Source organism: uncultured Parasphingorhabdus sp., assembly GCF_963975555.1.
In the GTDB taxonomy this organism is placed as follows: domain Bacteria; phylum Pseudomonadota; class Alphaproteobacteria; order Sphingomonadales; family Sphingomonadaceae; genus Parasphingorhabdus.
On record NZ_CAXBHH010000008.1, the window covers coordinates 58,138 to 84,818 of the forward strand.

Sequence of the window (26,681 nt, forward strand, 5' to 3'; positions counted from 1 at the left end):
CATGATCAAAAAGCTATTCCTGTTCGTCGCAATCACCACCGCAACCCTGCTCACCGGCCCCGCCCAGGCCGACCCGGCCGATATCAGCGCCGCCAGCCGCTCGGTTGTCCGCGTGGTGCTTGCCGCCAAGGATGGAGACAAGGTTGCCTTTGTCGGGCATGGCAGCGGTTTCGTGGTTGCTCCGGACAAGATTGTCACCAACGCCCATGTCGTAGAGATCGCGCGGCAGGAAAGCTCCGTGGTCATCGGCATCATCCCGTCGCAGGGCGGCACCAGCTATGGCGGAAAGATCATCGCTTATTCACCCAGCAACGATCTGGCGCTCATTCAGGTATTGGACGGCGGACGATTGCCGCCATTGACGATTTTTGGCGGCCAGGTTGCCGATGGCGCCGATGTGGTGGCGGTCGGCTATCCCGGTTCTGTCGACCGGGCGCAGGGACTTGATCTGGATGACCTGATCAACCCGATGTCGCCAGTCAAGACCACGGGCACGGTTTCCGGCGGTCGCACCACAAAACAATTCGATACGATCCTCCACACTGCGCCGATTGCATCGGGCAATAGCGGCGGGCCGCTGATCGACAATTGCGGCCGGGTGCTGGGCGCGAACAGCTTCGGGTCCATCAGTGACGGCAATGATGCGGAATTCGGCTTTGCCGTGTCCGCGCGCGAGATTTTGAGCTTCCTGCGCAAGGCTGGCGTGAAGGTGGGATCGACGGCAACGCCGTGCCGGTCCGCTGCGGAGATCAGCCAGGAAGAACAGCTACGCGAAGCCGCTGCCCGCGCGCAAGTGGACGCGGCTAAGGATGCGGAAGCGGAAAAGCGCCAGCGCGCGGAGGCCGAATTGCGCACCGGCATATCGCAGGACATCATCGCCGAGCGCGAAAACCGGATGGCCATAGCGGCGCTGATGCTGGTACTGGCCCTGCTCGCTGCGGGCGGCGCAGGCATGATGATGGTTCAGGGTAAGCGCAACCCGGCCATCGCAGCCGCAGGTGCCGCAGCCGTATTGCTGCTTGGCGCGGTCTTCATCTTCCTGTCCCGCCCGGACTTCACCGAAATAGACGATCGTGTGGCTGTTGCGTTGCAGGAAAAAGGTGACAAGGCTGCTCCCCAGCAAGCAACCATCGTTACATCGGGCAAATATCAATGCACGATCAACCCAAACCGGAGCCGGATCACCGTATCGCAGCAGAATGAGATGCCGCTTGAATGGGCTGACGGCGGCTGCGTCAATGGCCGCACCCAATATGGCCGCGACGGCGCCAAATGGTCGCGGATATTCGTGCCCAATCAGGAACAGACAATCACCATCAGCAGCTTCCAGCCGGATCGCAGCGAGTTTACCGAGGAACGCTACCTGATGGGCCTGGACCAGATGACCAAGGCCCGGGAAATCCGCGCAAAATATGGCAACAGGGCCTGTACCAAGGATAACGAAGCACTAGCCGATATCGAGGATATGGTGAAAGCGATCAGAGCGGAACTACCCTCTCAGGCGAACGAGAGTCTGGTTTACGAGTGCAAGAAAGTCGCTCAGTAATCAGGCTCCTTGCCGTTGAATATCTTTTCCGCCTGCCTCGTCAGCCAGCTCATCGCTGCGGCCCACGGCTGATGCCCGTGGCTGATTCTCGCAACGCCCAGGCTGGCCAGTTCTGCGGCACCCGGACCGTCGGACGAGCGCAATATATTGACCGGCAAAGGCGACGCATCGCAAATCGCGCTTATGCATTTTCTGTCGCTCAGAAACGGAACAAACAGGCTCCCTGCCCCGGCATCGGCATATATTTTTGCTCGCTGTAGAACCTGCTGCACCAGCGCATCGCCATCGGTCTCTGCCGATTGGCCACGAAAAACGTCGCATCGGGCATTAACCCAAAGTCCGGTTGAAGCGGCGGCGGCCACACGCTCTGCAAAAACCTCGGGTGCAATCAGCTTATTCTCTCCGGGCATGCGATCTTCCATGTTGATGCCGCTCGCGCCGGCATCAACAGCGCGTTGCACCGACTGGCGAACTTCCGCGGCATCCGCGCCATATCCGGCTTCCATATCAATGCTTATCGGCAGATCCGACGCCGCAACGATATGTTCAAGATTGATAATCGCGTCATCGAGGGGAAAGGCCTCGCCGTCGGCGATTCCTTGGGCACCGGCTACGCCATAGCTTCCCGTTGCCAAAGCCTTTGCACCGGCGGCTGCAACCGCTTTGGCACTGCCGGCATCCCAGATATTGACCAATATCAAGGGATCGCCCGGTACGTGAAGATCGCCAAATTCCTTTATTTTCTGGTTCATTTCGCTTCCTTTTCCAGCAAACGCGTCTTTATCTCCAGCCCGTAGGCATAGCCGCCCATGGTGCCGTCGCTGCGCACCACGCGGTGGCAGGGAATCAGGACGGCGACATGGTTGGCGCCATTGGCACTCCCCACAGCGCGAACCGCTTTCGGCTTGCCAATAGCTATCGCGATATCGGCGTAGCTTCGGGTTTCGCCTTCGGGGATCTTACGCAATTCCTGCCAGACCGCTTCCTGAAAGGCGGTGCCCTGCACATCGATCGGGATATTATGCGGGCGGCCCGGCGTTTCCACCTGAGCAACCACTTGCGCGAGCAATTTGGCGAAAGCATCGCCGCCGGCCCGCAAGTCCGCTTTCGGGAAGCGGTCACGCAATTCTTCCTCGCCTTCGTTGAACGACAGGCAGCAAATACCTTTGTCGGTCGCGGCGACCATCATCGCGCCGAGCGAGGTTTCGACAATGGCCCAGTGCACCGTCACCCCTGCCCCGCCGTTTTTCCAGACGCCCGGTTTCATGCCCATCTTCCGGCCCTTTTTCTGTTCCTCGTAAAAACGCGACGCCGATCCGTAGCCCGCGTCATAAATCGCTTCGGTGACCGATGCGCCACCGTCCAGCGCATCCTTGACCCGCTCCCGTCGCACGGCCCGCGCATAGGCGGCGGGCGACAATCCGGTTTCGCGTTTGAAAATTCTTTGAAGGTGAGTCGGCGAGTAGCTGGTCCGTTCGCCAAGCTCGGCAAGACTCGGTGCGCTCTCGGCCATACGGATCGCATCAATGATCGTCTTCACCGCGGCTTCATCACGCGCCACATCATTGGGGAGACAGCGCAAGCAGGCGCGCAGACCTGCTGCCTCTGCCTGCTCAGCTGTTGCAAAAAACCGGACATTTTCGCGTTTGGGATGGCGGGCGGCGCAGGAGGGGCGGCAATAGATGCCGGTGCTCAGGACACCCGTGACGAATTTTCCGTCGAAGCTGCGGTCGCGGGCCTGCACCGCCGTCCATGCTCGAACATTATCCACTATTTGCTGGTTCACGGCTCAAACCTCTCCACCCGCGCGACGAAACATCCATGGGCTGCGTTATGCACATCTATATAGGCAACCTCGTCCAGTTCAAATAGCGCACGGATCGACCGGTCTGCATCCCCGGGGAAGGACAGTTTCGCCGTTTTCAACATCGCGTCCGAACCGAACCCCCGCATGCCCAGAGTTCGGCCATGGAATACCGGCGGAATGACATCCGTATATTGCGCCGCTGTCGTCAGCCCGGTTCTCGCAAATATCGCATTTGAGTTCCGATAGGGAGAATCGACATCGTGGGAGATGTAGTGGAACAGAATCAGCTCTTCCCCCACTTCGGCGTCCTCCAGCGATACCCGACAGGGAAAGCCGGGTTTGCTGGTCGCAATCATTGTTACCGCGCCCATCGCCGAGAGTTCTTCGGCCGACGCGCCCTCAAAAGGTTTGGCAAGATCCGGGCTCAATCCGGTTATTTGATAGGTCATAGAACGTCTCCGATGCTGGATGTTCCTGTAGATTTAAATCAACGCACCCCACCCGGCTTCCCGTATCTTGCGTTCAAAGCTAATAATCATGCGCTGAACAATTCAAAGCGGCTAAAAGCTGCTGGTTTGGCCTTTCGGGAAATTGGTTCCCCAAGCCATCTTGCATCGCAGCAAAATGGTTGCTAGACGCCGCGCATCCGTGGGCGGAATCGCAGAATTTCCGGCCATTAAGCGGACCATTTCATCAACGGTTTTCAGACCGTGCTTACGGTCAGGGAGAAGCAAACGCGTGGATCATTCCAGCGGCATTAGAGCGAGTTTAGCGGGGCGTTACGCCACGGCTTTGTTCGCGCTCGCAAAAGAAAAGAAGAGCATCGACGCGGTGCAGGCCAGTCTCGCGACATTGAGCGCAGCCATGGCCGAATCGAGTGACCTCAGGGCGCTGACCAGCAGCCCGGTTGTCTCCCGCGATGATGCAGGCAGAGCTATTGCAGCCACGGCCAAGGCCCTTGGCCTCGACAAGCTGTCTACCAACACGCTCGGCGTGCTCGCGGCGAATCGTCGGCTCGACCAGATTCCTGCTGTCATTCGTGCCTTTTCCACATTGGCATCTGACCATCGTGGCGAGATCACCGCAGAAGTTACCTCGGCTCACCCATTGGATAAAAAACAGATTGATGCGCTCAAGGCGCAGCTCAAGAAACGTGTGGGAAGCGATGTTAGCGTTTCCACCGCCGTTGATCCGTCCATATTGGGCGGGCTCGTCGTGAAAATCGGCAGCCAGATGATCGACAGCTCGATTAAAACCCGTTTGAACACCCTATCGCAGGCCATGAAGGGCTAAAGGAAGATACACATGGATATTCGCGCCGCAGAAATTTCAAAGGTCATCAAGGACCAGATCGCCAATTTTGGCAATGAAGCCCAGGTCTCCGAAGTCGGAACCGTGCTCGCCGTCGGTGACGGTATCGCCCGTATCCACGGTCTCGATCAGGTGCAAGCCGGCGAGATGGTTGAATTCTCCAACGGTATTCAGGGCATGGCGCTGAACCTCGAGGCTGACAATGTCGGCGTCGTGATCTTCGGCTCTGACGCCGAAATCAAAGAAGGTGACGTGGTCAAGCGGACCGGCACGATTGTGGACGTTCCGATCGGCAAGGAATTGCTCGGTCGTGTGGTTGACGGTCTCGGCAACCCGATTGACGGCAAGGGCCCGATCAAAACCACGCAGCGTAGCCGTGTTGAAGTCAAGGCGCCGGGCATTATCCCGCGTAAATCGGTTCACGAACCCGTCCAGACCGGCCTGAAAGCGCTCGACGCTCTCGTTCCTGTTGGCCGTGGCCAGCGCGAATTGATCATTGGTGACCGTCAAACCGGCAAGACCGCTGTCGCAATCGACACGTTCATCAACCAGAAGACAGTCAACGCCGGCGACGACGAAAGCAAGAAGCTCTACTGCATCTATGTTGCCATCGGCCAGAAGCGCTCGACGGTTGCACAGATCGTCAAGAGCCTCGAAGAAAATGGCGCCATGGAATATTCGATCGTGGTTGCTGCAACCGCTTCCGAGCCTGCGCCTCTCCAGTATCTCGCACCTTATACCGGTGTGACGATGGGTGAATATTTCCGCGACAACGGCATGCACGCCTGTATCGTTTATGACGATCTCTCCAAGCAGGCTGTGGCTTATCGCCAGATGTCCCTGCTGTTGCGTCGTCCTCCAGGACGTGAAGCTTATCCTGGTGACGTTTTCTATCTCCACAGTCGTTTGCTCGAACGTGCCGCGAAGATGAACGAAGCCAATGGCTCCGGTTCTTTGACCGCTCTGCCGATCATCGAAACCCAGGCTGGTGACGTTTCGGCCTATATTCCAACCAACGTGATTTCGATCACCGACGGGCAGATCTTCCTCGAAACCGACCTCTTCAACCAGGGCATCCGTCCTGCGATTAACGTGGGTCTGTCCGTGTCTCGTGTTGGTTCTGCCGCTCAGACAAAGGCAATGAAGAAGGTTTCGGGTTCGATTAAGCTCGATCTGGCACAATATCGCGAAATGGCTGCTTTTGCCCAGTTCGGTTCCGATCTCGATGCATCGACGCAGAAATTGCTGGCACGTGGTGAGCGCTTGACCCAGCTTCTGAAACAGGCGCAGTTTTCACCTCTTCCATTCGAAGAGCAGACGGCCTCGATCTACGCCGGTACCAACGGGCATCTAGATCCCGTCGCGGTTACTGACGTTGTGCGCTACGAAGAAGCCATGCTGGCCCATTTGCGCAGCGAACATGGCGACATTTTGAAAACAATCCGTGAAAGCGGTGACTTGGCAGATGACACCAAAGCAGCTCTCGAAGCGGCTCTGGCGGCCTTCGGCAAGACGTTTGCATAAGGAGAAAATGTTGTCCCGGACTTGATCCGGGGTCCAGTGAATAGAAAAGCCGCAGAGCGACATTTTTATGGAACTGGGTTCCCGTCTTTGCGGGAATGACAATTGAAGGAACGAAATGGCTAGTCTTAAAGAACTGAAAGATCGGATCGCGTCGGTTAAATCGACCCAGAAGATCACCAAGGCCAAGAAGATGGTCGCAGCGGCGAAGCTACGTCGGGCCCAAATGGCTGCGGAAGCTGCGCGTCCCTATGCCGCGCAGATGGAAAAGGTGATGTCGAGCCTCGCCTCCAAAGTTTCGATTGACGAAAATTCGTCGAAACTATTGGCTGGCACTGGCAAGAACGAAACCCATCTGCTGGTCGTCGCTACATCGGACCGCGGTCTCTGCGGCGCGTTTAATGCCAATATCGTCAAAGAAGCCCGCGCCAAGGCCGACAAGCTGCTCGGTGAAGGCAAGAAGGTCTTTTTCTATATGGTTGGGCGCAAGGGCATTCCGATCATCAAGCGTTTCTATCCCGGGTTAATTCTGAAGCATTTCGACACTTCGAACGTCAAGGCGCCTGGTTACGAAGAAGCCAAAGCGGTAGCCGAAGATCTGACTGCGATGGTTGAAGAAGGCAAATTTGACGTCGCCCATCTGTTCTACGGCAAGTTCAGGTCTGCTCTGGTTCAAGAACCGACGGTTCAGCAAATCATTCCGATTGCGATGGAGGAAGGCACTATCGCCGAATCCACAGGCGCAGTGGAATATGAGCCGGACGAGGAAGAAATCCTCGCAGCGCTGCTCCCGCGCAATCTGACCACCCAGATTTTCGGTGCGTTGCTGGAAAATAACGCGTCGGAACAAGGTGCATCGATGACCGCCATGGACAATGCGACCCGCAATGCCGGCGATCTGATCGACAACCTTACCATCGTCTATAACCGCAGCCGTCAGGCCGCGATTACCACCGAATTGATTGAAATTATCGCTGGCGCTGAAGCGCTCTAAAGCACGTACGCAAGGAAACGTAAAAATGGCAAAAACCAAAAATGTAGGCCGCATTTCTCAGGTTATCGGCGCTGTCGTCGACGTAACCTTTGACGGCGAAGTCCCGGCAATTCTCTCGGCTCTGGAAACCAGCAACAACGGCAACCGGCTGGTGTTGGAGGTTGCACAGCATCTCGGCGAGAACACAGTTCGTACCATCGCAATGGATGCGACCGAAGGTCTTACCCGCGGTCAGGAAGTAACCGATACCGGTTCGCAGATCATGATGCCTGTCGGCCCTGAAACGCTTGGCCGGATCATGAACGTGATCGGTGAGCCAATCGACGAACGCGGCCCGATCGGCAACAAATTGACCTCTCCTATTCACGCGGAAGCTCCTGCTTTTGTTGACCAGTCAACCGAGAATGAAATTCTCGTAACCGGTATTAAGGTTGTCGATCTGCTCGCACCTTATGCAAAGGGCGGTAAAATTGGCCTGTTCGGCGGCGCCGGCGTGGGCAAGACCGTTCTTATTCAGGAACTGATCAACAACATCGCAAAAGGCCACGGCGGTACATCCGTTTTCGCCGGTGTTGGTGAGCGTACCCGTGAAGGTAACGATCTCTATCACGAATTTCTCGACGCTGGCGTTATCGCCAAGGATGCCGACGGCAATCCGAAGTCGGAAGGTTCGAAAGTGGCTCTCGTATTCGGCCAGATGAACGAACCTCCAGGAGCGCGTGCTCGTGTGGCTCTCTCCGGTCTGACCCAGGCGGAATATTTCCGGGACGTCGAAGGCCAGGATGTTCTGTTCTTCATCGACAACATCTTCCGCTTCACCCAGGCAGGTTCGGAAGTGTCCGCACTTCTTGGCCGTATTCCTTCGGCTGTGGGCTATCAGCCTACCCTGTCGACCGACATGGGTGCGCTGCAGGAACGTATTACTTCGACCAACAAGGGCTCGATTACATCGGTGCAGGCAATTTATGTTCCTGCCGACGATTTGACTGATCCTGCACCGGCAACATCCTTTGCCCACCTCGATGCAACCACCGTTTTGAACCGTGCGATTTCGGAGCTGGGCATCTACCCTGCTGTTGATCCGCTCGATTCCACCTCGCGTGTTCTCGAACCGCGCGTTGTTGGCCAGGAACATTATGATACGGCCCGTGCTGTTCAGGAAACCCTGCAAAAATATAAGTCTTTGCAGGACATCATCGCCATTCTCGGCATGGACGAGCTTTCTGAAGAAGATAAGCTGGTCGTTCAACGCGCCCGGAAGATCCAGAAGTTCCTGTCGCAGCCGTTCCACGTTGCGGAAGTCTTCACCGGCATCAAGGGCAAGTTCGTTGATCTCGAAGACACGATCAAATCGTTCAAGGCTGTTGTCGAAGGCGAATATGATTACCTTCCCGAAAATGCCTTCTACATGGTCGGCGGCATCGAAGAAGCGATCGAAAAAGGCAAAAAAATGGCTGCTGAAGCGGCCTAAGCTACATCCATTGGCACTGAGCCGCCGAACGGCACGAATGCTCGACATACGCGCTCCGGCGAGCTCAGGACCAACGGTATAAAGGTACTATCATGGCAAACCTACATTTCGAACTCGTAACCCCTGAAAAGCTCGTCCGCTCGGATGATGTTTTCATGGTGGTAGTGCCCGGTACCGAGGGTGATTTTGGCGTGCTCGCCAATCATGCGCCGGTCATGTCGACGATCCGCGACGCCGATCTGGTCATCTACGCCACCGAAGGCGGAGTCCCGGAAACGATTTCGGTTCAGGGCGGCTTTGCCGAAGTGAATGACAAGGGCCTGACGGTTCTCGCCGAAGCTATTTCCTGACTGAGCCGTTTGTGGTCGGCTAGTCGAACCATTTTTTTCGTCATTGGTGCCGTGGCAGGCGTTCAGCGTCCTGACTGAAGTTATGCCTCCAGCCCGGTGGTTGCCCTGCGCTCGCTGCGCTAAAGCAGCAACCCGCTGAAAATTATCAGCAATCCAACCATCATAGCGGGTCCGTCTATCGGGTCGCCAGATAGAAAATACTGATCGCAGTGACGATCAGTAGCTGGAGACAGATGATCGCAGCAGGCCAGCCACCGGCCTTGGACTTGATCACCGTATTTCGCGGCGGGAAACCGGCAAATGCGACCAGTGCCAGCGTGATGGTCGCCAGCCGCCATATAAGCTTCAAATAAAAAGCATATTTGCAAACATCCTGATCCAATCAAACAAATTTTCCGGTTTATTAACCAATTTCGGGGAAAGAGGGCATGTATCTTGTGATATCAGTTAAATCGGACAGAACAGCATGAGCGCATTTGGCAAGAGAAATGGACTGGGCGGGGGAAAATCGTCCTTTGGTGTCGCGAAGCCTATGAATGGCGGCGGCAAGAAGACTGCCAGATCTGACAACCCCGAAGATAATCTCGGCGGCAATCAATTCCCTCCGATCGAATCCATACCTCTGCCAGGTGAATCCGCCCCGCCACCAGCGGCCGTTACCGATCCCAATGACGCGATGGCGCGGCTTTCCGAACGCTCGCAACCGATGACTGACGGTGGCGACAAGGAGGAAGGCTTCGGGGCCTCCGTCCACAAAATCAAGGAACAGGTGCTCCCTCGCCTGCTCGAGCGCGTCGATCCGGAAGCTGCTGCAACCTTGAACAAGGAAGAGCTGACCGAAGAATTCCGCCCGATCATCATGGAAGTGCTGACCGAGCTGAAACTGACACTCAACCGGCGTGAACAATTTGCACTGGAAAAGGTGCTGGTCGACGAACTGCTCGGCTTTGGACCGCTTGAGGAACTGCTCAGCAACCCGGATATTTCGGATATCATGGTCAATGGTCCGGAACAGACCTATATCGAAATCAAGGGTAAGCTTGAAATCGCACCGATCCAGTTCCGCGACGAGGAACATCTGTTCCAGATCGCCCAACGGATCGTCAACCAGGTCGGCCGCCGCGTCGACCAGACCACACCGCTGGCCGATGCCCGTCTCAAGGACGGTTCGCGTGTCAACGTTATCGTGCCGCCGCTGAGCCTCAAGGGCACAGCGATCTCGATTCGTAAGTTTTCCGAAAAACCGATCACTCTCGACATGATGAAGAACTTCGGTTCGATGTCCGAAGAAATGTGCACTGTGCTCAAGATTGCTGGTGCCTGCCGGTTCAATGTCGTTATCTCGGGCGGTACCGGTTCGGGTAAAACGACCATGCTCAACGCCATGTCCAAGATGATCGATCCGGGCGAACGCGTGCTGACTATCGAGGATGCTGCCGAACTTCGCTTGCAACAGCCGCATTGGCTTCCCCTCGAAACCCGTCCCCCGAACCTTGAAGGAAAGGGAGCGATTACCATCGGCGATCTGGTCAAGAACGCCCTGCGTATGCGTCCTGACCGTATCATCCTCGGCGAAATTCGTGGCGCGGAATGTTTCGACCTTCTCGCCGCCATGAACACCGGCCATGACGGCTCCATGTGTACGCTTCACGCCAACAGCCCGCGCGAATGTCTCGGCCGTATGGAGAATATGATTTTGATGGGCGACATCAAGATTCCGAAAGAAGCCATTTCCCGCCAGATTGCGGAATCGGTCGATCTGATCGTTCAGGTCAAACGTCTCCGCGACGGTTCGCGTCGCACGACCAACATCACCGAAGTGATCGGGATGGAAGGCGACGTGATCGTGACCCAGGAATTGTTCAAATATCAATATATTGACGAGGATGCCGACGGCAAGATCATCGGTGAATATCAATCCGCCGGCCTGCGCCCCTATACGCTCGACAAGGCGCGTCAATATGGATTCAACCAGCCACTGCTGGAAGCCTGCCTGTAATCAGCGGCTTATTCGGTCGAGATAAATCCGAGACCGAAGGCTATGGATATGCCGAAGGTCAGCAATGCCAGAGCGGTGATTGTTGACCATGGCATGAAGCCGACATCTTCAATATCGCGGCGATTGTTGCGCCGCCGGTTACCGATCTCTGCAATCACCGCGATTGTCCCTGACAGACCGCACATTACCATCCACACCGGCGGCATTGAAGGTCAGCCCTTGGCCAGCATATTGATGATGCCGGAGAAATCCTTGCCGCCCTGCCCCTCTGTTTCGGCATATTGCTCGTAGAGTTTCGCAGCTTCAGCGCCCATTGGCACATCCGCTCCAGCACTCTGTGCGGCTTCCATCGCCAGCCGGAGATCTTTAAGCATCAAGGCAGCGGCAAATCCGCCTTCATAATCATTGTCCGCCGCGCTTTGCGGGCCGACGCCGGGGACCGGGCAATAGCTGGTCATTGACCAGTTCTGTCCTGATGCCTTGGAGGAGATATCGTAGAATGTCTGCAGGTCGAGCCCGAGCTTCTCCGCCATCTTGAACGTCTCGCAGGTCGCGATCATCGATGCGCCAAGCAGCATGTTGTTGCAGATTTTCGCAGCCTGCCCTGCGCCATTGCCACCGGCGTGGATAACCGCTTTGCCCATGTCGGACAGGATCGGTTCAGCCCGTTTGAAGCCCTCGTCGCTGCCACCAACCATGAAGGTCAATGTGCCGCCATTGGCTGCCGCGATACCGCCGGATACAGGGGCATCCACTGGGACGAGGCCCTTGGCTTCCGCCATCGTGGCAACATCGCGAGCGCTATCGACGTCGATGGTCGAACAATCGATCACCAAGGTACCGGGATTGGCATTGATGATGATCTCATATTCATAGACCTTGCGGACATGGGTACCCGCCGGGAGCATGGTCACGACGGCTTCCATATTCTGGACCGCCTGTGCGGCGTCGCTAACCGGATGACAGCCGGCTTCGCCAGCTTTCGCGAGCGCGTTGCCGGACAGGTCAAAGGCAAAAACCTCGTGCCCCACTTTTGCGAGATTGGCGGCCATGCCGCCGCCCATATTGCCAAGGCCGATAAATCCGATTTTCATTATAGTCTCCAGTGATTGTCAGCGGAACAAAGCCGGCGGCCTTGCAAGGTGGAAGCAGCTATTCCTAGCGTCCCTTCCATTGGCCTTCGCGTTTTTCGATGAAGGCAGCCATGCCCTCTTTCTTGTCTTCGGTGGCGGTCAGGATCTGGAACAGGCGCCGTTCGTGGACCAAGCCCTGCTCGAGATTATTCTCGAACGCCGCATTGACCATTTCCTTGTTCACCTGAGCGGCCATCGGCGGCATCGATGCGACAAGCGCGGCAGACTTTAGCGCTTCATCGAGCAGATCATCATGCGGAACCACGCGGGCAACCAGACCCGAGCGTTCGGCTTCTTCAGCATCCATCATCCGGCCAGTCAGGCACATTTCCATCGATTTTGCCTTGCCGATCGCGCGGGTCAGCCGTTGCGAGCCGCCCATGCCCGGTGCAACACCCAGCTTGATTTCCGGCTGGCCGAATTTCGCCTTGTCGCTGGCAATGATATAATCCGCCATCATGGCGAGCTCGCAGCCGCCACCCAGCGAAAAGCCATTTACCGCAGCGATCCACGGCTTGCGGGTCGCCTTGACGATATGACTGGTCCATTTCGCGAAAAAATCCTCGAGATAGAAATCGGCGGCAGACTTGTCGTACATTTCCTTGATATCGGCACCGGCAGCAAAAGCCTTGTCACCGGAACCGGTCAGAACCGCGCAATTTTGCGTGTCATCAGCCTGAAAAGCAGCAAAGGCGTCGATCAATTCTTCGAGCACCTGGCTGTTCAATGCATTCAGGGATTTTGGCCGGTTGAGGGTAATCAGGGTAACCGCACCCTTTTTCTCGGTGAGGATTGTTTCGTAAGTCATAGGGGCTTCCATTCTTCTTTAGCTGGCAGGGGTGCGAAAATCGCATCAATCCATTCGTCGGTCGCGTCTTCGGGCGTCGCCGGATTCCATTTCGGGTCATTGTCCTTGTCGATTATCAGTGCCCGCACGCCTTCGAGGAAATCGTGCATCACCAGCACATGGTAGCCGATCCGATATTCGTTGCGCATCTCGTCGGCGAAGCTGTCCATCGCCGCGCCTTCCTTGAGCTGGCGCAGCGCCACCTTGCAGGTCTGCGGGCTTTTGGTACCCAGCGTATCACGCTCCTTGAGCGCCCAGTCGCTGTCGTCGGCTTCCAGCGCAGCGAGGATATCTTCGAAACGGTCGGAGGCAAAAAACTTGTCGATCTTGTCGAGATTCTTGGTGATCCGTGCTTCGGGGGCGTGACCCGAAAGCTGCCCCAATATGCCTTCTATACGATCGGGCTTCTCTGCAATGCGCTGCTTGGCTTCTTCCAGGGCTTCCGATGGCAGATAATGGGTGGCGATACCCACTTCCTTGCATTCGGCGCCATCCAGCCGCGCGCCCGTGAGCGCGAGAAACTGGCCCAACCGGCCTTCGAGCCGGGACAGGAACCAACCGCCGCCAACATCGGGGAATAGTCCGATACCCGTCTCGGGCATGGCAAACCGGGTGTGCTCGGTTGCCACGCGATATTTGGCGGGTTGGGAAATTCCGACGCCCCCGCCCATGGTGATGCCGTCCATGAAAGCGACCACGGGTTTGGGATATTCGAACAACAGATGGTTGAGCTGATATTCGTGATAGAAAAACTCCCGGCCTTTTTTGCCATCGGTCATTCCGGATTCGCGCAGCATGGCAATATCGCCACCTGCGCAGAAGCCCCTGCCCTCGCTGTGGTCGAGGATAACCGCTTCCACACTGTCATCGTCGCGCCATGCGAGCAGTGCCTCGGTCATCGCAAGGCACATGTCGAGGTTTAGCGAATGGATCACTTTGGGCCGGTTCAGGCTGATATGGCCAACCCGACCGGTTTTTCTGATAATGAGATCTTCTGTCATAAATTTCCTATTGGCGCAGCAATTCGCGCGAAACGATCATACGCATGACCTGGTTGGTACCCTCTAATATACTATGCACGCGCAAATCGCGCCAGAAGCGCTCGATCGGATAGTCCTGCAAATAGCCATAGCCGCCAAAGAGTTGCAGCGCGTCATTGACAATCTTGCTGCCATTGTCGGTCGCCAACCGCTTCGCCATTGCGGCGAATTTTGTTTTATCCGGTGCGCCTTCTGTCACTTTTGCAGCGGCAAGATACAGCAACGCGCGAGACGCTTCAAGATCGGTTGCCATGTCGGCGAGCATGAACTGGGTGTTCTGGAAGTCGCTGATCGCCTTGCCAAATTGCTTGCGTTCTTTTGTATAGTTCACGGCTTCATCGAGACAACGCTGTGCACCGCCGAGCGAACAGGCGCCGATATTCAATCGTCCGCCGTCCAGACCGGCCATGGCGATGCGAAAGCCTTCACCCTCGCCACCAACGCGGTTTTCAACCGGCACCCGGACATTGTCGAAATTGACCTGTGCGGTCGGCTGCGAATGCCAGCCCAGTTTCTTTTCCTGCGCGCCAAAGCTGACGCCTTCCATGTCCTTTTCGATGACAAGGCAGGTCACACCCTTGGCACCATCATCGGAGGTGCGCGTCATCGTGACGTAAATCTCATTTTCGCCGCCGCCGGAAATAAACTGTTTCGATCCGTTGACGATATAGTCGTCGCCGTCGCGCACGGCCTTTGTTTTCAGCGAGGCCGCATCGGATCCCGCTCCGGCTTCGGTCAGGCAATAGCTGGCGATTTTCTCCATCGGTACGAGATCGGGGAGATATTTGTCCTTCACCGCCTGCGAACCATATGTATCGATCATCCAGCTGGCCATATTGTGGATCGAGACAAAGGCGCTGGTCGAGGGACAGCCATAAGCCATGGCTTCCATGATGATCGCCGATTCGAGCCGCCCGAGACCAATGCCGCCCGATTCCTCGGACACGTAAATACCGCCGAAGCCGAGGTCTGCTGCCTGTTTGATCGTGTCGCGCGGGAATATATGCTTTTCATCCCACTCGGCCGCAAAGGGCGTGATCGCATCGGCAGTGAATTTCTGCGCCATTTCCTGAATGGCGAGCTGGTCTTCGGTCAAAGAAAATTGGGTCATATCTATTTCTGTTTCTTCGCTATTTGCGCGGCTGTGGTTTCAACGTCCTGCAGTACCCGCAATATGTTGCTGCGGGCGATTTTTGCAAGGTCGGCTGCGCTATATCCGCGCCTTGCCAGTTCGGCAAATAGCAGCGGATAGGTCGATACATCGGTCATGTCGTCGGGCGTAAAGGGAATTCCGTCAAAGTCACCGCCAAGGCCGATATGGTCTATGCCAGCGACAGCGCGGATATGGTCGATATGGTCGGCGACATCTTTCACCGTTACTGGCGGCATCGGGTTTGCGCCATTCCAGTTCGCAAGATCGGCTGTTCGCGCGGCCGCATCTCCGGGATATAAAGCAGCCGCACGGGCTTCTTCAGCCTTTTCCGCAGCGGCCCAGTCCCGGTTCTTGGCATTGATGTAAGATGGCACAAAGGTGACCATCACCACCCCGCCATTGGCCGGTAGGCGTTTCAGAACCGAATCGGGGACATTGCGGGGATGGCTGGTTACGCCGTCAGCAGAACTATGACTGAATATCACCGGTGCCTTGGTCGCGTCCAGAGCGTCATTCATTGTCGCTTCGGATACATGGCTGATATCGACGATCATGCCGAGCCGGTTCATTTCCTGCACCACGGAAACACCGAATTCGGAGAGACCGTTGCTTTTGGGCGTATCGGTCGCGCTGTCGGCCCAGTCGAGCGTCTTCCAGTGAGTCAGCGTCATATAGCGCGCGCCAAGCGCATAGGCCTGCCGAAGCACGGCGAGCGAATTGCCAATCGAATGGCCGCCTTCCATGCCGATCAGCGAAGCGATACGGCCGTTTTCCCGGGCGGCCTCCACGTCGTCAGCGGTCAGGGCGAGTTGCAGATCATCCGGATATGTATCGACCAGCCGGTGGACGATATCAATTTGCTCGATCACCCGCTGAACGGCCTCAAATTCCGGTAGTTCCGGGTCGATCCAGACCGACCAGAACTGCCCCCCGACTCTGCCTTGCCGGAGCCGGTTAATATCAGTGTGCATCACTTTCGAACCGGTCCCGGTGGTGGGCAATGTGTTGCGGAAGTCGAATTGCGAGAAATCGCTGGCGAACCGTTCGGCAATCTGTTCGGGCGCGTCATTATGCCCGTCGATCACCGGGTTTTTGGCGAGCACGTCTTGCGCGATTTGCTCGGGTGATTGCGCCTGCACCGAGGACGCGCCGAGCAAGGCGACAGCAAGGGTGAGGCTGCGAACGATGTTGATGGCTTTCATGCAACAAGGTCTAGTCGCGCAGCACCCTCGCGGCAAATAGCTTTTTTGCTACTTTTTGATCATTGCGCTTATACCAGCGATTGCCGATATTGCGCTCTGCGGCGAGCATCTGCGTGCGGGTGCCATCGGCGAAATCGACATCCGGCTCCATATTGGCAATCGGATCGCGATAGGCTTCGTCGGCAGGAACGATGGTCCAGCCTTGCCGTTTCAGCGCCGCGGCCAGATCATCAACGAACATTGCGGCAAGATCGGTCTCGTGCAGCAATATCATCTGCACCGGCGCTCTATCGAGCGTCCGCCGCGCCAGATCATCGGAGAATTCAGCCGACTCGACATAGGATTCAACAAACAGGTCGCGCAACGCGTTCCAGTCCATGAGCTTTCCCGCCTTGGCCGCCGAGATCGCCATATCCTCCAGATACCAGTCGGATGCGTCAACCGTCACATAGCCGTTCATCAGTCCGCGTTGCTTGAGACCCGCACGCACTGCATCGCGCTTGGTCCTGTTTGTCCTGCCCTCATCGAGAAACGGAAAGCGGAACCAGGGACGGTAATTGGGCTTGTCCTTCAGCCAGACCTCTGCCGCGTCGACATCCGCGAGAAATGTCGCGACCGTTACGGAAGAAAGTTTGCTGTGTTTGGCCGTATGGTTGGCCAGCACATGTCCGGCCTTGGCATAGGCCGCGATATCGGCGGCGTCATGGTCATAAGCGGTAATCCGTCCCGGATTGATGAAGAAAACCGCTTGTTCAATGCCTGCGGTTTGCAGTGCCTCGATCAGCAATTTTGGCCGTTCATCCGGCTCCAGAAAAGCGCCGGCGCCGCGCGGGGCGTCGTCAAAGCTGAAGGCGATGCGTTTGTCGGACATCGTAACGGGTGGCGGCAGAGGCACCGTCTCGCTTGTTGCATTTTCCGTAGGCCAGAAAGCGAACAAAATGATTGCCAGCAACAATGATGGCAAGAACACCCGTGGTGACAGCGCTAGCAATGCGGCACCGGGAATGAGGTTGGCTGGACAGTCATGATGAACATGTCCGCCCGAAATGCCGGAATTTCCAGCATTTCGGGAGACTTGTCCTGATTTGGAACTCTGTTGCGGTCCAGCCTTACCGGGCATTTACCCCATGGTCGGGATGACAAACGCGTCATTATTGCCGCCATCGGCGGTGCCGTCAGGCCAGCGCTGGGTGATGGTCTTGACCTTGGTCCAGAATTTCACGCCTTCCATGCCGTGCTGGTTGGTGTCGCCGAATGCCGAGCGTTTCCAGCCGCCAAAGCTGTGATAGGCGACCGGCACCGGAATCGGCACGTTGATGCCGACCATGCCGACATTGACGCGGCTGGCAAATTCACGGGCTGCGTGGCCGTTGCGAGTGAAGATCGCGACGCCATTGCCATATTGATGCTGGCTGGGCAGCGCGACCGCTTCTTCAAAATTCTTGGCGCGGACGATCTGCAGAACCGGGCCGAAAATCTCTTCCTTGTAGCTTTCCATATCGGTGGTGACACGGTCGAACAAAGATGGTCCGATGAAACAGCCTTCTTCATGGCCCTGCAACGAGAAGCCGCGGCCATCAACGACCAGTTCGGCCCCTTCATCAACGCCCTTCTGGATCCAGCCTTCGACCCGCGCCTTTTGCGCCGGATTGACCATCGGTCCGTAATGCGCTTCTTCATCGGTAGAAATACCGACGCGCAAAGCCGCCATTGCCGGGATCATTTTTTCGCGCAGCCGGTCTGCGGTTTCTTCTCCCACTGGAACAACCACCGGCAGCGCCATGCAGCGTTCGCCAGCCGAACCGAAAGCAGCGCCGGACAGATCATTCACAACCTGGTCGAGATCCGCGTCCGGCAGAACGATACCGTGGTTTTTCGCGCCACCCATCGCCTGGACCCGTTTGCCGGCTGCAACGCCGCGCTGATAGACATAATGGGCGATATCGGAGGAACCGACAAAGCTGATCCCGCCAATGGCCGGATGATCAAGAATGGCATCAACCATTTCCTTGTCACCTTGCAGACATTGCAGGATACCCGCTGGCAGGCCAGCTTCGTGCATCAGTTCGACGAGCCGAACGGGAACCGAAGGATCACGCTCGGACGGCTTCAGAATGAAGGCATTGCCGGTCGCGATCGCCGGACCAAACATCCACATCGGAATCATCGCCGGGAAGTTGAACGGGGTGATGCCGGCGCCAATGCCGATTGGCTGACGCATGGAGTAAACATCGATGCCAGGCCCTGCGCCCTGCGTATATTCGCCCTTGAGGATATGTGGAATACCGCAACAGAATTCGATCACTTCCAGCCCGCGCTGGATGTCGCCCTTGGAGTCGGCAATCACCTTGCCATGTTCGATCGACAAAAGATTGGCCAGCTCGTCCATATGCGCTTCGACCAGTTCCTTGAACTTGAACATCACCCGTGCGCGTCGCTGCGGGTTGGTTGCTGCCCATGCCGGTTGCGCCGCCAGCGCCGCGTCTACGGCCTTGTCGAGCACCGCTGCATCACCGAGATCCACCTTGCCTTGGATGCCGCCGTTATTCGGGTCGAAAATATCGCTCTGGCGGGACGCTGCTGCGTTTCCTCCGGAGGCCAAGACATGGGTTACTGTGCGCATTGAAAGACTCCTGATTGCATTTGCGGGCTATATGCTATTAACCGCGTCAATGCACAACACCCGCAGCGCTATCTTTATTGGCAAGATTGCATGAATAATGACAATGCCGTCAGTCAGAACCGGCCTATGGCCGGGATCGTCACGCGTCTGGCGGCGATGCTCTCGCTCGCATTCATGTTCGCCTTCGTCAAACTGGCAGGTGAGCAAGGCGTACATGTCACCGAAAGCCTGTTCTACCGCCAGTTGCTCGCGATGCCGCTGATCTGCTTCCTGATCTGGCGCAGTCAGGACGGATGGCCCTCGATTATCTCGAACAAGCACGGTCTGCACATGTTGCGTTCCGCTCTAGGCATTTTTGCCATGGGACTCAATTTCTGGGCAATGACCCTGCTGCCGCTTGCCGACGCCACGACAATCAGCTTCACCGTTCCCATTTTTGCCACCCTGTTCGCCGCGCTCGTCCTGCGGGAAAAGGTCGGCATCCGGCGCTGGACCGCGATCCTGATCGGCTTTGTCGGCGTGCTGATAGTGGTCCAGCCGGGCGGATCGATGATCCCCGCCTTCGGCGCAGCCGTTGCTCTCGGCGGCGCTCTGGTCACCGCTGCGGTCACCATGGTCATCCGCATGCTGGGTCGCACCGAAACCAGTGTCGTCACGATATTCTGGTTCTCGGTCTACACCCTGCCCGCGTTGACCGTCTGTGCCTTCATCTACGGCGGCGGGCATGACGCGAAGACCTGGGGCTATCTGCTTGGCATCGGCATTTTCGGCGCGATCGGTCAGCTATGCATCACCCAGTCGCTACGCTTCGCGCCGGTGTCGACGATCGTACCGATGGACTATAGCGCGCTGATCTGGGCAACGATTTTCGGCATAGTCCTGTTCGGTCAATATCCCGGCCTGTCGATCTGGCTCGGCGCGCCGGTCATCATCGGCTCGGGCCTGTTCATTGCGTGGCGCGAACATGTGAAGGCGAACAAGCTGACAGTTGCCAAGGCCGAGCCGAGCGCATAATCACTCCCGCAATAGGGAGAGAGACATGCTGAAATTCATATCGTCCATCGGGGCAGCGCTGACGCTGCTATTGGCTAGCGGCGCGCAGGCCGAAGAGGGGCCCGCTACCCTCCCCTATCCCGAAGTGACGATCTTCGAAGCCGCAAAAATCATCACCATGGAGCCGGGCTATCCCGAGGCTCGCTATGTCGCCACGTCCGACGGCATCATCCTTGGGCTTGGCCAGACATTGGAAGATTTGGAAGCATGGACGCGGGATCGCAACGTCACCGTCGACCGGCAGTTTGCGCGTCAGATCATGATGCCCGGCTTTATCGAGCCGCATGTCCATCCGATGCAGACGATCATGATGCTGCCGATGCCCTTCATCAGTCCTGAGGAGTGGCAACTGCCCGGCAAGACCTATCCGGCAGCGCGCGGCAAGGCGCAATATGAGCAGCGGCTGCGCGAGGAAATGGCCAAGAGTGAAGACGCCCTGTTCATCACCTGGGGCCATCACAAGCTGTTCCACGGCGACATGGACCGAACCGAACTCGACCGGATCGCACCCGACCGGCCAGTCGTCATCTGGCAGCGCAGCTTCCACGAGATCATCGCCAACAGCAAGGCGCTGACCCTGCTCGGCATCGGCGATGAAGCGACCTTCACCGCTGCGTTCAACAAGCCGAACGTCGATCCCGGACATGCCGATTTCGCCAGCGGCATCATCCACGAAACCGCTTTGTTCAACGGCATCGAAATGCTCCGCCCCTATCTCTTCTCGCCGGCCAAGGTGCAGCAAGGGCTGACCGACATGCGCCAGATGATGCTCGAAAATGGCGTCACCACCAGCGCCGATCTTGCCTTTGGCGGCTTTGGCGGACCGGAGATGGAGTCGGCTTTGTTCAAGAGCCTCTACGACCAGCCGACGACGCCATCGCGGATTCTTGCGATCCCAGTTGCGCCGCTGGTGACCGGCGATCCCAATGTCTGGCTCAAGGACATGAAAGCCAAATATGACAGCAGCAAATTCTTCTTCTCCAACCGGGTTAAGCTGTTCGCCGACGGCGCTTTCTTTGCCCAATATATGCAGATGAACCCGCCCGGCTACAGCGACGGTCACGAAGGAAAATGGCTGACCGAACCGGAGGAATTGCTCAAGCAGACCGAACGTTTCTGGGACGCCGGTTGGAACCTGCACACCCATGTCAACGGCGATCGTGGCCTCGATGTCGTACTCGATATCAGCGAGAAGCTGCCGGTCAAGAACGGCCAGCATATCATCATGGAGCATCTCGGCTATTCGACCGAGGCGCAGAATCGGCGGATCGGCAAGATGGGCCTCTATGTTTCCGCCCAGCCCAATTATATCCGCATCCTCGGCGATGCCTATGCGAAGACCGGTATGGGCCCCGACCGCGCCGCGCAGATGAGCCGGCTCGGTTCGCTCGAGCGCAAGGGCGTCCCGCTTGGCCTGCACAGCGATTTCAACATGGCCCCGATCGATCCGCTCTACCTCGCCTGGGTGGCGAGCAACCGGATCACTCTCGACGGCAATGTCAAAGCGCCGAAAGAGCGGCTTTCACTCGACAAGGCGCTGCGCGCGATCACCGTCGAGGCGGCGCAGGTTATCGGCCTGGATGATATGGTCGGCAGTATCGCCACCGGCAAGAAAGCCGACTTCACCGTGCTGGATCGCGACCCCTATGTCGACGGCGCGGCGAAACTGCAGGAGGTCGGGATCAAGGGCGTGATTTTCGAGGGGCGCTGGTTCCCGGCAGAATAGCGCGTCTGCAAACACCGTTCGCACTGAGCTTGTCGAAGTGCTTGGCGCGAGCAAGCTGGACAGCATCGTCATCCTGAACTTGTTTCAGGATGACGGGTGCCTCCTGATCCGTTCGTGTCGAGCGTAGTCGAGACACATTATGCGCGACTTTTCCACTAAGCTCGAGACAAACGGCAAGCGCTATGCCAATTTTCCCGTCCGCTCTGAGCCGGTCGAGCCGCAGGCCAGCGAAGGTAACGACCGGTGACCACAGCGGCACCCCTTGACTGCACCCGCAATAAAACCCCGTGTTCAGCCCAACGGTTTAACCCCTGAATGTTTTGCACGGAACAGGCTTGCCAATCCCTTGCCATCCTTCTAATAGATAACATGTATCTTATATGCATGTATTAAAGGACAAGAAATTGCTGAACCAGAATACCATTGATATCGTCAAATCCACCGCCCCCATTCTTCAACAGCATGGCGAAACGCTGACCCGGCATTTTTATCAGCGCATGTTCTCGCACAATCCTGAAGTGGGTCCGTTTTTCAATCCGGCGAATCAGGCGGAAGGCACACAGCAACGCGCTCTGGCGGGAGCAATTTGTGCCTATGCCGCCAATATCGACAATCTTGAAGTATTGGGCGGTGCGGTCGAACTCATTGCCAACAAGCACGCGTCCCTGATGGTGAAGCCGGAACATTATCCGATAGTCGGAGAAAATCTGCTCGCGTCGATCAGGGAAGTCCTGGGTGATGGCGCAACCGATGATGTCATCAATGCCTGGGCCGAGGCTTATGGTTTCCTGACCGACATTCTGGTCGGCCGCGAAGAACAATTATACAGCGACAGCGCGACCAAAGACGGCGGCTGGGAAGGCTTCAGAAAATTCAAAATCGACAAGAAGGATCAGGAAAGCCAGAATATCGTCTCTTTCTATCTCAAGCCCGAAGACGGCGGCGCTCTGCCGGAGTTTCTGCCAGGCCAATATATCACCATCCGGGTTCCCACGCCGGATGGATCCACCACCATGCGCAATTACAGCCTGTCCAACCAGCCGGGTCGTGACTATTTCCGGATCAGTGTGAAGCGCGAAGTCGCTCCGGCTGACGGCGCGCCCCACGGCTATGTGTCGAGCATGTTGCACGACAATGTTGCGGCGGGAGATGTGCTGGAAGTCGGACCGCCTAACGGCGAGTTTTTCCTGAATGTCAAAGACAAGCACGAACGCCCGCTGGTACTGCTGGCAGCCGGCATCGGCATAACGCCGATCATGAGCATATTGAAAACGACGCTGAACGCGATGCCGGACCGGGAAATCATCCTCGTCCACGGATGCCTGAACGACGATGTCCAGCCGTTCAAACCGTTCATTGATCAACTGGCGGCCACGCATCCCAATTTGAAAGCCCATTATCGCTATAGCGATCTGGCACCGGATGACGTCTCGCCGGATGAAAATTGTTCATCCGGATTTGTCGACGCGGATTTGATCGAAACGCTGATACCAAGCCGCCATGCCGATTATTATTTCTGCGGCCCGAAACCGTTCATGATCAATATTTATCAGGACTTGCTGGTCTGGGGCATTCCGGCATCGCAGGTCCATTTTGAATTTTTCGGCCCGCGCGAGGAATTGGTTCAAGCACCGGCTGAATAAGAATAATACATATAGCGCTCTGATCGGGGACAGCCCGATCAGAGCATATCCGGCAGGACATCCCTGTCGTTCGCCGGAAACGCAATCAGATAGGCAAAAGACCGAGAAACCACCTTGGAATTTATTGCACAAGCGATCATCAAACGCCGGTGCATTGGTTGCGTTTCACTCTCGGATATTGTCAATGTGTTGATTGCGAGAATGCAAGGGCGAGAGCCACATTCTGTTGCATGGTCTAGCTCTTATAATGCGCCTTGAAATTCCGGAACGGGACGCGCTTTCGCTTCAGATTCTGTGACTGCTTTGCCGTTTGTGCGAATATCCTCGATAAGCCATTGCATCTCCTTGATCTCTCGGCGTTGCGCCTTGATTATGCCATCGGCCAGTTCCCTTACGCGTCGGTCCTCGATATTGGCGCGCTCGCTGGTCAGGATTGCAATACTGTGATGGGGGATCATCGCATTCTGCCAGGCTTGGTCGGAGATAGTGTCTTGCGAACGGACCAGATAGAGCGAACCTGCAAACAGGGCGGCAGCGCCCACGAAGATCATCGCGTTCTTCCTTTTGTCGTCATACATGCTGAGCATGAACAGCAGCATGATGATGGCCATCGCACCGCCCATATAAAGCGCCATCCAAGTTCTCGTTTCGCTGAAATGGACATGATCGAGCGCGTAAGTGTTGAGATACATCAGACCAAACATGACCAGCGTAGACGTGGCAATCATGACAATGAATCGGGTATATTTCGACATTTGCTTTCCCCTTCAGATTGACTGAATTCATAGTTTTGCGGGGTAATTTACGTCCTGGCAGTGGAAAAGTTCCTGTTGGGGGCGGCACTCCCCCGCTAAAGCTGCTTGCCCCTGAGCCTGAGCGCGTTGCCGATCACCGATACCGAGGAGAGACTCATCGCGGCCGCGGCAATCATCGGGCTGAGCAGAATCCCGAACCAGGGATATAATATGCCCGCAGCAACCGGCACGCCGAGCGCGTTATAGAAAAACGCAAAGAACAGATTTTGCCGGATATTGCCCATGGTCAACTGGCTGAGATGCCGCGCCTTGGCGATGCCGCCGAGATCACCTTTGACGAGCGTAATGCCGGCGCTCTCCATCGCGACATCGGTGCCCGTGCCCATCGCGATCCCGACGTCCGCCTTGGCAAGCGCCGGCGCGTCATTGATGCCGTCGCCAGCCATAGCCACCCGTTTGCCGGCAGCCTGCAACTCGCTGATCACGCGATGCTTGTCTTCGGGCGAAACATTGGCATGGATTTCGTCAATCCCGATCATCTTGCCAACCGCCTGCGCGGTTGCTTCGGCGTCCCCGGTGAGCATGACGACGTGGAGACCCGCCTTGTGCAGCGCCCTGATCGCGTCGACCGTGGTTGCCTTGACCGGATCCGCGACACCGATCAGGCCGGCTGGCTGCCCATCCACCGCGACGAACATCACCGTCTGGCCCTGCGAGCGACCATCATCGGCTTTTGCCACCAGATCAGCGCTGGTCGCACCGAGCCGTTCCATCATCTTTTCATTGCCGATCGCGACCCGTTTATTCCGGACCGTCGCTTCGACGCCTTCGCCGGTGACCGACTGGAAATCGCTCGCTGACTCGAACGTTAGTCCTCTGTCTCTCGCGCCTTCGACAATCGCGGCGGCCAGGGGATGCTCGCTCGCAACTTCAATAGCGGCGACCAATGCGAGCAGTTCGTCCGCGTCAAAGCCACTTTCCGGTTCGACCGATACCAGCTTCGGTTTTCCTTCGGTCAGCGTGCCGGTCTTGTCGACAACGATCGTGTCGATCTTTTCAAACGTCTCGAGCGCTTCGGCGTTCTTGATCAAGATACCGTTCTGCGCGCCCTTGCCGGTGCCGACCATGATTGCCATCGGCGTGGCGAGACCGAGCGCGCAGGGACAGGCAATGATCAGCACGGCGACGGCGTTGACCAGACCATAAGCCAGTGCCGGCTCCGGTCCCCATATAGCCCAGACCACGAAGGTTATCAGCGCGACCAGAACCACAGTCGGGACGAAATAGCCTGCCACCGTATCGGCGAGCTTCTGGATCGGGGCGCGGCTGCGCTGGGCGTCGGCGACCATCTGGACGATTTTTGCCAGCAGCGTGTCCTTGCCGACGCGCTCGGCGGTCATCACAAAGCTGCCGGTCTGGTTGACCGTGCCGCCGGTGACAGCATCGCCTTCGGATTTTTGCACCGGAATGGGTTCGCCGGTGATCATCGCCTGATCGATCGTGCTCGCGCCTTTGGCGATGGTGCCGTCGACCGGGACTTTCTCGCCGGGCCGGACGCGCAGCTCGTCACCCGACTGCACTTCGTCGAGGGCGACTTCTTCTTCCGAGCCGTCCTTGTTGATTCGCGTGGCAACCGGCGGAGCCAGTTCCAGCAGAGCGCGCAAAGCGCTGGAGGTCTGGCCGCGCGCTTTCAGCTCCAGGACCTGCCCCAATAACACCAATGTCGTGATGACGGCAGCGGCTTCATAATAGACAGCGACGGTGCCGTCATGACCGCGGAAGGCCGCAGGAAACAGACCGGGAAAGAAAGTCGCGACCAGACTGAAACCATAAGCCACGACGACGCCCAGTCCGATCAGAGTGAACATATTGGGGTTCATGGTTCTGATCGATTGCACGGCGCGGACAAAAAACGGCCAGGCGCCCCAGAGAACGACCGGGGTTGCGAGCAACAGCTGCACCCAGGTCGCTGTGCCGGGATCGAACCAGGACTGGAACGGCTGGCCGGGGATCATGTCGCCCATGGCATAGAGGAACAATGGCAGCGAAAAGGCCGCGCTGATCCAGAAGCGGCGGCGCATGTCGATATATTCGGGATCGGGGCCGCTATCGAGCGAGAATGTTTCCGGTTCCAGCGCCATGCCGCAGATCGGACAGGAGCCGGGTCCCTCTTGCCGGATTTCGGGATGCATCGGGCAAGTGTAGATCGTGCCTTCGGGCACGTCCTCCTGCGCGGCAGAAGGATTTGGCGAAAGATAGCGATCCGGATCGGCGACAAATTTGGTCCGGCAACCGGCGGAACAGAAATGATAGTCCCGACCGGCATGACTGGCGTGATGCTCGGTTGTGCCGGGATCGACGGTCATGCCGCAGACCGGGTCCTTGACCGAGTGGGCACAATCTTCATGGCCATGATGGGGGGAAGCGGCGTCGGTCATCTCAGCATCCTTTTTGATCTCGAACCATATACCCTATGGGGGTATGTATGAACTCAATGCGAAAATGTC

Annotated in this window: 24 protein-coding genes; 10 read left to right on the forward strand and 14 right to left on the reverse strand. The window is 57.1% G+C overall.

Features of this window, described 5'->3' with window-relative positions; genetic code table 11:
- Position 1 precedes the first annotated feature (1 nt).
- On the forward strand, positions 2–1,546 hold the full coding sequence (locus AAC060_RS14070) for a trypsin-like peptidase domain-containing protein (protein ID WP_339827272.1): 1,545 nt from the start codon (positions 2–4) through the stop codon (positions 1,544–1,546).
- Here the strand turns inward: AAC060_RS14070 and AAC060_RS14075 are convergent.
- The 3 genes from AAC060_RS14075 to AAC060_RS14085 are packed head-to-tail and all read right to left on the reverse strand — an operon-like array spanning position 1,540 to position 3,802.
- Positions 1,540–2,298, reverse strand: coding sequence for an isocitrate lyase/phosphoenolpyruvate mutase family protein (locus AAC060_RS14075; RefSeq protein ID WP_339827274.1), 759 nt, complete (start codon positions 2,296–2,298; stop codon positions 1,540–1,542). The genes AAC060_RS14070 and AAC060_RS14075 overlap by 7 nt on opposite strands.
- On the reverse strand, positions 2,295–3,332 hold the full coding sequence (gene ada, locus AAC060_RS14080; protein WP_339827276.1) for a bifunctional DNA-binding transcriptional regulator/O6-methylguanine-DNA methyltransferase Ada: 1,038 nt from the start codon (positions 3,330–3,332) through the stop codon (positions 2,295–2,297). Before ada ends, AAC060_RS14075 begins: the two co-directional genes overlap by 4 nt.
- Positions 3,329–3,802 carry a DUF1203 domain-containing protein gene (locus AAC060_RS14085; RefSeq protein WP_339827278.1) on the reverse strand — a complete coding sequence of 158 codons (474 nt, stop codon included), beginning with the start codon at positions 3,800–3,802 and terminating at the stop codon, positions 3,329–3,331. Before AAC060_RS14085 ends, ada begins: the two co-directional genes overlap by 4 nt.
- Before the next feature lie 289 nt (positions 3,803–4,091).
- On the opposite strand from AAC060_RS14085, the gene AAC060_RS14090 reads away from it, so the two are divergent.
- From AAC060_RS14090 to AAC060_RS14110, 5 genes are all read left to right on the forward strand, one after another.
- A complete protein-coding gene (locus AAC060_RS14090) occupies positions 4,092–4,646 on the forward strand; it encodes a F0F1 ATP synthase subunit delta (protein WP_339827280.1) in 555 nt (184 codons plus the stop codon).
- 12 nt (positions 4,647–4,658) lie between these two features.
- A complete protein-coding gene (atpA, locus tag AAC060_RS14095) occupies positions 4,659–6,188 on the forward strand; it encodes a F0F1 ATP synthase subunit alpha (RefSeq protein ID WP_339827282.1) in 1,530 nt (509 codons plus the stop codon).
- A 115-nt stretch (positions 6,189–6,303) separates the two neighbouring features.
- Entirely contained in the window at positions 6,304–7,179 is an 876-nt protein-coding gene (locus AAC060_RS14100) for a F0F1 ATP synthase subunit gamma (RefSeq protein ID WP_339827284.1), read from the forward strand.
- A 25-nt stretch (positions 7,180–7,204) separates the two neighbouring features.
- The gene (gene atpD, locus AAC060_RS14105; protein ID WP_339827287.1) at positions 7,205–8,650 is read left to right on the forward strand and encodes a F0F1 ATP synthase subunit beta; all 1,446 of its coding nucleotides are present in this window, start codon (positions 7,205–7,207) and stop codon (positions 8,648–8,650) included.
- A gap of 92 nt (positions 8,651–8,742) precedes the next feature.
- The gene (locus AAC060_RS14110) at positions 8,743–9,000 is read left to right on the forward strand and encodes an ATP synthase F1 subunit epsilon (protein ID WP_339827289.1); all 258 of its coding nucleotides are present in this window, start codon (positions 8,743–8,745) and stop codon (positions 8,998–9,000) included.
- 175 nt (positions 9,001–9,175) lie between these two features.
- Here the strand turns inward: AAC060_RS14110 and AAC060_RS14115 are convergent, their stop codons facing one another.
- Positions 9,176–9,349: a hypothetical protein gene (locus AAC060_RS14115; RefSeq protein WP_339827291.1), complete on the reverse strand. Its 174-nt coding sequence runs from the start codon at positions 9,347–9,349 to the stop codon at positions 9,176–9,178.
- Positions 9,350–9,466: 117 nt separating this feature from the next.
- Between AAC060_RS14115 and AAC060_RS14120 the strand changes: the two genes are divergently transcribed.
- Entirely contained in the window at positions 9,467–10,999 is a 1,533-nt protein-coding gene (locus tag AAC060_RS14120; RefSeq protein ID WP_339827293.1) for a CpaF family protein, read from the forward strand.
- Positions 11,000–11,007: 8 nt separating this feature from the next.
- Here the strand turns inward: AAC060_RS14120 and AAC060_RS14125 are convergent, their stop codons facing one another.
- From AAC060_RS14125 to AAC060_RS14160, 8 genes are all read right to left on the reverse strand, one after another.
- On the reverse strand, positions 11,008–11,157 hold the full coding sequence (locus tag AAC060_RS14125; RefSeq protein WP_339827296.1) for a hypothetical protein: 150 nt from the start codon (positions 11,155–11,157) through the stop codon (positions 11,008–11,010).
- 54 nt (positions 11,158–11,211) lie between these two features.
- Positions 11,212–12,096 (reverse strand): 3-hydroxyisobutyrate dehydrogenase, encoded by an 885-nt coding sequence (gene mmsB, locus AAC060_RS14130; protein WP_339827427.1) that lies wholly within the window; start codon positions 12,094–12,096, stop codon positions 11,212–11,214.
- 61 nt (positions 12,097–12,157) lie between these two features.
- The gene (locus AAC060_RS14135) at positions 12,158–12,940 is read right to left on the reverse strand and encodes an enoyl-CoA hydratase-related protein (RefSeq protein ID WP_339827298.1); all 783 of its coding nucleotides are present in this window, start codon (positions 12,938–12,940) and stop codon (positions 12,158–12,160) included.
- Positions 12,937–13,980 (reverse strand): enoyl-CoA hydratase/isomerase family protein, encoded by a 1,044-nt coding sequence (locus AAC060_RS14140; protein ID WP_339827300.1) that lies wholly within the window; start codon positions 13,978–13,980, stop codon positions 12,937–12,939. The genes AAC060_RS14135 and AAC060_RS14140 overlap by 4 nt, the downstream gene beginning before the upstream one ends.
- Positions 13,981–13,987: 7 nt before the next feature.
- On the reverse strand, positions 13,988–15,130 hold the full coding sequence (locus tag AAC060_RS14145) for an acyl-CoA dehydrogenase family protein (RefSeq protein WP_339827302.1): 1,143 nt from the start codon (positions 15,128–15,130) through the stop codon (positions 13,988–13,990).
- 2 nt (positions 15,131–15,132) lie between these two features.
- Positions 15,133–16,374 (reverse strand): dipeptidase, encoded by a 1,242-nt coding sequence (locus AAC060_RS14150; protein WP_339827304.1) that lies wholly within the window; start codon positions 16,372–16,374, stop codon positions 15,133–15,135.
- A gap of 10 nt (positions 16,375–16,384) precedes the next feature.
- Positions 16,385–17,344, reverse strand: coding sequence for a polysaccharide deacetylase family protein (locus AAC060_RS14155; RefSeq protein ID WP_339827306.1), 960 nt, complete (start codon positions 17,342–17,344; stop codon positions 16,385–16,387).
- A gap of 150 nt (positions 17,345–17,494) precedes the next feature.
- Positions 17,495–18,997 (reverse strand): CoA-acylating methylmalonate-semialdehyde dehydrogenase, encoded by a 1,503-nt coding sequence (locus AAC060_RS14160; RefSeq protein ID WP_339827308.1) that lies wholly within the window; start codon positions 18,995–18,997, stop codon positions 17,495–17,497.
- Between the two features lie 90 nt (positions 18,998–19,087).
- On the opposite strand from AAC060_RS14160, the gene AAC060_RS14165 reads away from it, so the two are divergent.
- The 3 genes from AAC060_RS14165 (at position 19,088) to hmpA (ending at position 23,419) form a co-directional block, all read left to right on the forward strand.
- Complete coding sequence (locus tag AAC060_RS14165) at positions 19,088–20,011, forward strand: DMT family transporter (RefSeq protein ID WP_339827310.1); 924 nt, start codon at positions 19,088–19,090, stop codon at positions 20,009–20,011.
- A gap of 25 nt (positions 20,012–20,036) precedes the next feature.
- Positions 20,037–21,776 carry an amidohydrolase family protein gene (locus AAC060_RS14170; protein WP_339827312.1) on the forward strand — a complete coding sequence of 580 codons (1,740 nt, stop codon included), beginning with the start codon at positions 20,037–20,039 and terminating at the stop codon, positions 21,774–21,776.
- A gap of 380 nt (positions 21,777–22,156) precedes the next feature.
- Entirely contained in the window at positions 22,157–23,419 is a 1,263-nt protein-coding gene (hmpA, locus tag AAC060_RS14175) for an NO-inducible flavohemoprotein (protein ID WP_339827315.1), read from the forward strand.
- Between the two features lie 242 nt (positions 23,420–23,661).
- Here the strand turns inward: hmpA and AAC060_RS14180 are convergent, their stop codons facing one another.
- A complete protein-coding gene (locus AAC060_RS14180; protein ID WP_339827317.1) occupies positions 23,662–24,174 on the reverse strand; it encodes a DUF305 domain-containing protein in 513 nt (170 codons plus the stop codon).
- 95 nt (positions 24,175–24,269) lie between these two features.
- Positions 24,270–26,612, reverse strand: coding sequence for a heavy metal translocating P-type ATPase (locus AAC060_RS14185; protein WP_339827319.1), 2,343 nt, complete (start codon positions 26,610–26,612; stop codon positions 24,270–24,272).
- Positions 26,613–26,681 lie beyond the last annotated feature (69 nt).